The organism is Porphyromonas sp. COT-239 OH1446, from assembly GCF_000768875.1.
Taxonomy (GTDB): Bacteria; Bacteroidota; Bacteroidia; order Bacteroidales; family Porphyromonadaceae; genus Porphyromonas.
This window is the reverse complement of the sequence record NZ_JRAO01000003.1, coordinates 178801-186722: the sequence shown is the minus strand read 5'-3', so window position 1 is coordinate 186722 and position 7922 is coordinate 178801. Positions and strand designations below refer to the sequence as shown.

5 protein-coding genes and 1 riboswitch are annotated in these 7922 nt (G+C 53.8%); of the genes, 4 read left to right on the top strand and 1 reads right to left on the bottom strand.

What is annotated here, in order from left to right:
• The first annotated feature begins 426 nt into the window (after positions 1-426).
• Genes sppA through thiL form a run of 3 tightly spaced genes read left to right on the top strand, consistent with a single transcriptional unit; the run spans position 427 to position 4404 of the window.
• On the top strand, positions 427-2238 hold the full coding sequence (gene sppA / locus HQ37_RS00790; protein WP_036878906.1) for a signal peptide peptidase SppA: 1812 nt from the start codon (positions 427-429) through the stop codon (positions 2236-2238).
• 12 nt (positions 2239-2250) lie between these two features.
• On the top strand, positions 2251-3354 hold the full coding sequence (gene lpxK, locus HQ37_RS00785; RefSeq protein ID WP_036878904.1) for a tetraacyldisaccharide 4'-kinase: 1104 nt from the start codon (positions 2251-2253) through the stop codon (positions 3352-3354).
• Between the two features lie 9 nt (positions 3355-3363).
• Entirely contained in the window at positions 3364-4404 is a 1041-nt protein-coding gene (gene thiL / locus HQ37_RS00780; RefSeq protein WP_036878902.1) for a thiamine-phosphate kinase, read from the top strand.
• A gap of 67 nt (positions 4405-4471) precedes the next feature.
• Positions 4472-4712: riboswitch (cobalamin riboswitch) on the top strand.
• A gap of 263 nt (positions 4713-4975) precedes the next feature.
• On the opposite strand, the gene HQ37_RS08280 is transcribed toward thiL, so the two are convergent.
• Entirely contained in the window at positions 4976-5254 is a 279-nt protein-coding gene (locus HQ37_RS08280; protein WP_152566742.1) for a hypothetical protein, read from the bottom strand.
• A 269-nt stretch (positions 5255-5523) separates the two neighbouring features.
• On the opposite strand from HQ37_RS08280, the gene HQ37_RS00775 reads away from it, so the two are divergent.
• Positions 5524-7908, top strand: coding sequence for a TonB-dependent siderophore receptor (locus HQ37_RS00775; protein ID WP_036878899.1), 2385 nt, complete (start codon positions 5524-5526; stop codon positions 7906-7908).
• Positions 7909-7922: the final 14 nt, after the last annotated feature.

Here is a 7922-nt window from a genome sequence, read left to right as displayed (position 1 = left end):
GTGTCAACCCAATTCAGAGCTATAGCACAAACCCTGTAAACTTATTCTAGAACCAGCTCCACTCACTGTCAACTTTTTTCAGTACACGACAATCCTACTTGAGTCTCACTTGCGATCCTATTTAGACCTCCATCGAGATCCTACTTGAGTCTCGATGGAGATCCTATTTAGGTCTCATCAGCACCCCTACTTATACCTCCGTTGCGCTCCTACTTAGTCCTCGATGGAGCTCCTACCTCGGCCTTGAGGGCGATAGGAATAGCCTCCGGGGATTAGCTTCCTAGAGGATCTTGCAGGCTCACCGCCCGAGAGTGGAGCGATGGGGAGGCCGGGCAGCCTGGATCGAAGGGTCTCTATTTGGGTAATAATGACTAATTTTGTCTGTTGTCATAGGCAATCCAACTATTTAAATTGTATGTACTTCAGATGAAGAATTTCTTCAAAATGATCTTCGCCTCTTGTTTGGGCGTAGTCCTTGGTTCGGTCGTCTTGATCTTCCTGGGCTTTCTACTCATTGCAGGTCTCGTTGCTAGTCTTAGCTTTAGCTCCGATGAGCCTGTAACCTTACGGGACAATACGATACTCAAGGTCGATGTCCACTCCATCTCCGAGATCGTGATGGAAGACCCTATCGACCAATTGCTTTCTTTCAAGAAGAAGGGTAGGGAGGCGATCTCTCTAACAGATGCCATTTTGGCCATACGTACCGCCAAGAATAACCCCAACATCAGAGGGATCTATCTCAACGTCGAGGAGATCTCTGCTGGTATGGCGACTATAGACGAGCTCCGCCGTGCCTTGATCGACTTCAAGGGCTCGGGCAAGTTCGTCTACGCCTATGCGGACAATTATTCGCAGAAGGCCTACTATCTGAGCAGCATTGCGGATAAGATTTTGCTCAACCCTGAGGGTGGTGTCGCCCTTATGGGGATTGCCAGCGGAAGCCTCATGATGCGTCCTGCGCTAGACAACCTCGGCATCAAGATGGAGGTCTTCAAGGTAGGGACTTACAAGGGTGCTGTCGAACCCTACATCCTCGACAGGCTGAGCGATCCGAACCGAGAGCAGATACAAGCCTATGTTGATGGCCTGTGGACGAATATCGTTGAGGGTATTGCTGCGGCAAGAGAGCTTAGTGCCGACTCGCTGCGTCGCTTTGCTGACCGAGGAGACTTCCTCGAGCCAGCCTCCAAGCTCTTGGCTCAAGGACTGGTAGACAGCCTTGTCTACCGTACAGGGGTAGAGCGGATCATCGCCGACGAGGCTCTCTCGATCGACAAGAAGAAGCTGCGCATGATCACGCTCAACGAGATGGCTATCTTGGCCCAGGAGGCGAGCTTCGGAGCGCACCGCATCGCCGTCGTATATGCCGAGGGCGAGATTACAGACGCCCCAGATGTGAACCTCTATGGTCAGAGCAGCAATCATATTTCTTATGAGCTAGCGACCAAGCTGAGAGAGCTCGCAGAGAACAAGACCGTCAAGGCCGTCGTCCTGCGCATCAATTCTCCCGGTGGTAGTGCCTTCGTCTCCGAACAGATATGGAGGGAGGTTATGGCTCTCAAGCAGCACAAGCCCGTCGTGGTGTCTATGGGAGACCTCGCAGCCTCAGGAGGATACTATATTGCCTCTGCCGCCAACATTATTGTGGCCGAAGCGAATACCCTCACGGGATCTATCGGGATCTTCGGCTTAGTGCCCAATGCGGAGCAATTGGCTCGTCGTGTGGGCGTGAGCATGGATGTCGTTAAGACCTCTCAGTTCGCAGACCTTGAGATCGGTGGCCCTATGGGGCTTAATCTACGCCCTATGTCGCCTCAGTCCAAGGCCAAGATACAGAGCATGGTCGAGCGAGGTTACCGTACCTTCCTCTCTCGTGTGGCGGAGGGAAGGGCTATGAGCCTCGAGGGTGTCGATGCCATTGGGCAGGGCCGAGTGTGGCTCGGAAGTAAAGCCCTCGAGCTTGGCCTTGTCGATACGTTGGGCGGTCTAAACACTGCTATCGAAGAGGCTGCGAAGTTAGCCGAGCTCGAAGACTATGTCATCGATTACGGGACTCGCCGTATATCTCTACTTGAGGAGCTCCTCTCCTCATCTGTTCCAACCGATCGTTTCGTCGCCCGTGCCAAGTATTGGCTCATGACCCCTCGGGAGAGAGAGCTGATGCAGCTGCTCGAGCAGACCTCTCAGTACACGGGTATACAAGCCCGCCTGTCTTACGGCCTTATGGCCTATTAACCACTGGACAAGATGCCTTACTCGAGCAATCCCTATCGTGCGCTGCTGCGCCCCCTATCCGTTCTCTACGGCTGGGGGGTAGCTCTGCGGCACTTCTGCTTCGATCGAGGCATCCTGCCGCAGGTCTCTTACCCAATCCCTGTCATCTGTGTGGGCAACATCATCGCAGGCGGGACAGGCAAGACGCCTCATGTCGAGTACCTCATCCGTCTATTGGGTGAGCGTAGGCGAGTGGCACTGATTAGCCGGGGGTACAAGCGCAAGAGCCGTGGGATGATCATAGCCTCGAGCAGCTCTAGTGTTGCAGATATTGGAGATGAACCCAAGCAGATCCTTACTAAGTACCCTAACATCCGCCTAGTTGTGGATGGCAATAGACGTAGGGCGATGGCCTACTTTATGTCTCTTCCAGAAGACGAGCGTCCCGAGGTGGTCATCATGGACGACGGTTATCAGCATCGGTATGTCCGCCCCTCGTTTAGTATCCTCCTCATCGACGCCGCAAGGCATCCGAAGGATGACCATCTCCTGCCAGAGGGGTTGCTCCGAGAGCCCTTGGAGCAGATTCATCGTGCCGACTGTGTGATCATCTCCAAATGTCCAGCCAATATGAGCTCGATCGAGCGGCGCATTATCGATCGGGGGTTGAGGCTATACCCTCATCAGCAGCTCTTCTTTAGCCGGATGCAGCCCAAGGCTTTGTGTCCTGTACTCTCTCTAGGTACAGAGACTGCCCAGGGTAGGGGATCTGCCCCTATGCTAGGCGATCGGGTCATGGCCCTTGCTGGTATCGCTCAGGGAGAGGCCTTTGTCCGTCAGCTCTCGCAGAGCTACAGTGTAGTGCAGAGCTATTGCTTTGCTGACCATCATAATTACCGAGGGGAGGATCTCGCTCGTCTTGAGCAGGCTTTCGCAGAGCTCTCCGCCGAGCAGGCCGACAAGCCCCTCTGGTGCATCTGCACCGAGAAGGATGCTGTCCGCCTCTATGAACACCGCTCGCTACTCTCCTCTGCTCTCCTCGAGCACCTCTACTATCAACCTATCGAGGTGAAGCTGCTCCAGCGACAGGAGGTATTCGATCGCTTGATCTTGAGCAAGGCGAGACCACTCCGTTAATTCGAACTTATGCAACGAACCGAAATAGCTACATTGGGCAAGGTCGCACTTGTCCATCGCCTCTATAAGCTCCTGCCCGAGAGGCTACAACCCACAACCCTACACGCCCAGGGAGACGATGCTGCCGTGCTGGCTACTTCCTCGGACGAACGTCTACTGCTGTCGAATACGTTGATGCTCGAGGGCATCCACTTCGACCTCACCTACACCCCACTCAAGCATTTAGGCTACAAGGCAATCACAGCTCTGTGCTCAGAGATCTATGCGATGAATGGATGGCCAACCCAGATCACGCTGAGCCTAGGCCTCTCGGCCCGCTTCTCTGTCGAGGACGTCGAGGAGCTGCTCGAGGGTGCGATCGTAGCCTGCCAGCGCAATAGAGCGGACTTGGTCAAGATCGACGTTACCTCCTCTCTTACAGGGCTAAGCCTAGCCCTTAGTGGTGTAGGTCGAGCGCAGGAGGAGGCCATTGCCTATCGTTCGGGGGCTAGACCTACGGATCTTATTTGTCTTACGGGAGACCTTGGGGCTGCCTATATGGGGCTACAGCTCCTCGAGCGAGAGAAGCGTGTCTTCGCTGGCGAGGAGGTCGAGGCTTATGACCCAGACTTCGCTGGACATGAATACATTCTTGAGCGTCAGCTCCGTCCTCAGAGCCGAGGCGAATTGATCCATCGCTTGGCCGAGGCGGGCCTTCGTCCGAGTGCTATGATCGATGTTGTCGATGGCCTCTCGTCGGCCCTCCTGCATCTGGCACACGACTCGGGCGTAGGGATTAGGATCTACGAAGACCGCCTGCCTATAGACTTCGAAACTGCCCGTATGGCAGAGGAGTTCAACCTTAATGTATCGACGGTCGCCCTCAGCGGTGGGGAAGACTATGAGCTCCTCTTCACCTTGCCTCTTGGGATGCTTGATGAGGCACGTTCGATTGATGGCCTGCGTATCATCGGCCACGTTACCGAGGCAAGCCTGGGTAGCTGCCTCGTTACCCGAGATGGTGGGGAGATTGAGCTTCGGGCTCAGGACTGGCATCGCAGCGATGCCTAGGCTGGGGCTTGATGCCGAAAGGATGCACATTGATGGCGAAATAGTGTAGGTGTAGAAATTTATCGCTAATTTTGCAATGTCTTGCGGTAAGGGCGTAAGCTCTGCAAGGGAATCTGGTGTAAAACCAGAACAGTACCCGCTACTGTAAGTCGCATGCCACAAGGTGAGGCCTTCGATGCTCTCGGGCCTAGATACCTTGCCTGTGGATAGCTCCCTCGAACGAATAGCCACTGGGGTCTTTGAGCCCTGGGAAGGCTCGAGAAGTGAAGCGACAAGTCAGGAGACCTGCCACGAGACAATGATGCCACAATCTCGGGAATAAGATTGCTTGTCCATCGACATAGGCTCTCCGCAAGGATGAGCAAATGCTGCCCCTAAACCCAGGAGCTAGCCTATCCCCGAGCCTTAGTGCTTACGGAGTAGACTACGATGAATTGCCAAGACTTGACCGAGTGCTGTGACAGCATGTAAGTAGACGTAGTTCATCCGATAGGGCAGCAAGGATACCTTCCCCAACCAAGCCCTCAAGGATCGTAAGCTCTGCTGATCTGCGTGTGTCTCCTCTCGAAGGTTACATGGCGGTGATGCTCGAGTGTTGGTCGTGGGGCGTAGGAGCAGAGATACTCTGTAACATCATCCAACCTATCCAACCTAACCAAAGCCTAGCCTTGAAATCCCCAGCAGGGTGTTTCACTTCTCGGGATGGGTGTAGGGCCAAGAGGCAATAGAGGACGAACGAAGACTGCTTGCAGAGAAGCACGGTCAAGCCCCCGGGATGGGGGCTTGTGCCGGGCGTCTCTCCAGCTGTGATGGTGCTTAGTCGGCTCAGGTAATGGAGCTGGGTGGCCACTGGGGCATTAAGGCAGTGGCGAAGTGCCGCATCGGCGTTTGGCTATGGGCTTGGACCCATACCTTATTGGTCTCTTGCGGGTCTAGCTGCGACGATTTCTCTACACTTATTAGCCCCGTCTGTTGGAACGGAAATAGGCTTAGGCTTTGCCGTAGTCCTATACCCAGTCTTTCTTGTATCTCGATGAGCATCGAGGTGTGATAGAGACTCCCGATTGGGCATGCGACCCCACCTATTACATTCAATAACTTATTACAGTTTAAATTTTAATGAAACAAAAACTATCTCTATTGCTCCTGGCGGTAGTCTGCTCGACAGCTACGGCCATGGCAACGGACAACAAGCATGAGCTCCCCTCGGATAGCACCTCTCGCACCCTCGATCAGCTCGAGGTTGTAGCTGCTTACCCCAAGCCACAGGCTTTAGCCCGAATAGATGTCCCTCTGTCCAAGCTCCCTATGACGATCAGCCGTATCGATCTGAGCCAAATGAGTCTACGAGGGCTACACAACCCTACCGAGGCCCTGCGCTTTGCAACGGGTGCAAGTTTCAATAAGTCCTATGGAGCTTTCTTACGCCTCAATGTGCGTGGCTTCTCGGACTCTCCCATCATCGTCGATGGTGTACGAGACGAGCGTAGTACGATCAACTCCTACCCCCTGGGTGATCTGAGCGATGTAGAGAGCATTGAAGTCCTCAAGGGCCCAGCCTCTGTGTTGCAGGGGCATTCGGCCGTTGGAGGGGTGCTGAGCATCTCTCGTCGTCGCCCCAGTGCTGTAACTCGCTTCAACACTCGCTTGGAGTATGGTAGCTGGGAGCAGTTCCGCAGCATGACCAGCATCACTGGGCGTGTAGCTGAGGGGTGGACAGGCCTTGCAGGCTTCACCTATGCCAGTAGCAAGGGATGGAGAGATCTTGGGGACAAACGTCTCAAGCTCTATGGTGCTCTCTTCGGCTCGTGGGGTAATGACAGGCTGGAGCTCCGTGCTGGTCTGCACAATGATTTCTACGGGACGGAGATCGGTCTGCCCCCAACGATCCCCTATGCCGTACATCGCTCGGATAATGACGAGATCCACCTGCGGCCCTGGCAGCTGCAGCCAGGCCTTAGGAGGGATGCTCGCTACAATAATGAGTCGGACGAGATGTACAACAAGAACTGGAACATCAGTGCCAAGTGGACTCATACCTTCTCGGACAATCTCAAGCTCAGCAATCAGCTCTCCTACAACGATGACATCATCGACTACTTCGGCACTGAAGAGCTTACCTATCCCTCTAAGGACTTTGCTAAGGACAAGCTTCCCAAGGATGCTCCCTACAAGTATTACTACGACTTCAAGAAGAAGGGGGTAGACACTCGTCGCTACATCGACCTGGATCATGTGCAGCTGACCTTCCCTCTGCGCTTTGCCCACTACGCTCGTACGCTACAGAATCACCTACAGGTCGATGCCTCGGCCTATACTGGGAGCTTTAAGCATAACCTGGCTGCGGGCTATTCGCTGAGCTATATGCGCCGCACAAGCTTTTCTGGCTATGATCTCGGCACTGATGTGCAGGGCCCTGGTCTGAACTCTATCGTCTCTGTCCATGACCCCCACAGCATGGGGTATATGGTTACTCGCTTTAGCAATGCAAAGCCCAGCCGTACCTATTCGCATGGTCTTTTTGTGCAGGATGTGATCGAATTCTGCCCTAAGCTACAGGCTCTGGCTGCTCTGCGCTACGATCTCTACCACTACGAGAGAGCCTCTGTGGATGCTATAGATGGTAAGCCTGACTTCAAGGATCCTGCTCGGGACAAGTACCAGGTGGCTAAGTCTAAGTCTCTGACCTATCGCTTCGGGCTGGTCTATACACCTATCAAGAAGGTGAATATCTATGCTTCTCTGGCCAACTTCTATCATCCTTACCAGACGTTCTATAGCCCTACGGTGGTGTATGTAGATGCCGATGGTAAGATCTTCGACCCTAATAAGACAAATGGTGAAGTCTTCAAGCCTCGCAAGGGGTACCAGATAGAGCTTGGTACTCGTGCAGAGGTGAGTGATTGGCTTTCTCTCACAGCCTCTGCCTATTTGATCGAGCAGCATAACCTCGTCCGCACGCTCAAGGTCGAGCAGGTGGAGACGGAGCAGAATGGTAAGAAGAAGACCATGAATGTCTCCTACAGAGGACAGGTCGGTACGATTACCTCTAAGGGCTTTGAGCTAGACGCTCGTCTTACTCCTATGAGAGGGCTGCTCATTGTCGCCGGGTATAGCTTCAACGATGCTCGTTATACCAAGCTCACGAGCAATCCTTATAATAGCGACTACATCGAGCAGGGCGACCTGCTGAGCGGCATCCCACAGCACAAGTGGTTTACCTATGGTGGCTATATGTTCGAGAGCGGAGCTCTCAAGGGCGTCGAGGCTCACTATAGCCTGAGCTACATGGGTAAGAGATACCGCAACTACAAGCAGGGCATAGCCTTCGACCCTCATACGCTGCTGGATCTTGGTCTCTCCTATCGACTGAATAAGTCTATCCGTATCGGAGCAGATGTCTATAACCTCCTCAATACAGAGAGCTTCCAGGAGTCTCTAGGCAATCAGCTCGTTCCCAGCCAGCCTCGTAGCTTCAAGGTCAATCTGACTTACTCGCTCTAGTCTCTGAGCGTCAT

What these genes read in the sequence shown, in the direction of transcription:
- sppA (WP_036878906.1), top strand. Translation starts at nt 427, where the DNA reads ATGAAGAATTTCTTCAAAATGATCTTCGCCTCTTGTTTGGGCGTAGTC.
- lpxK (WP_036878904.1), top strand. Translation starts at nt 2,251, where the DNA reads ATGCCTTACTCGAGCAATCCCTATCGTGCGCTGCTGCGCCCCCTATCC.
- thiL (WP_036878902.1), top strand. Translation starts at nt 3,364, where the DNA reads ATGCAACGAACCGAAATAGCTACATTGGGCAAGGTCGCACTTGTCCAT.
- HQ37_RS00775 (WP_036878899.1), top strand. Translation starts at nt 5,524, where the DNA reads ATGAAACAAAAACTATCTCTATTGCTCCTGGCGGTAGTCTGCTCGACA.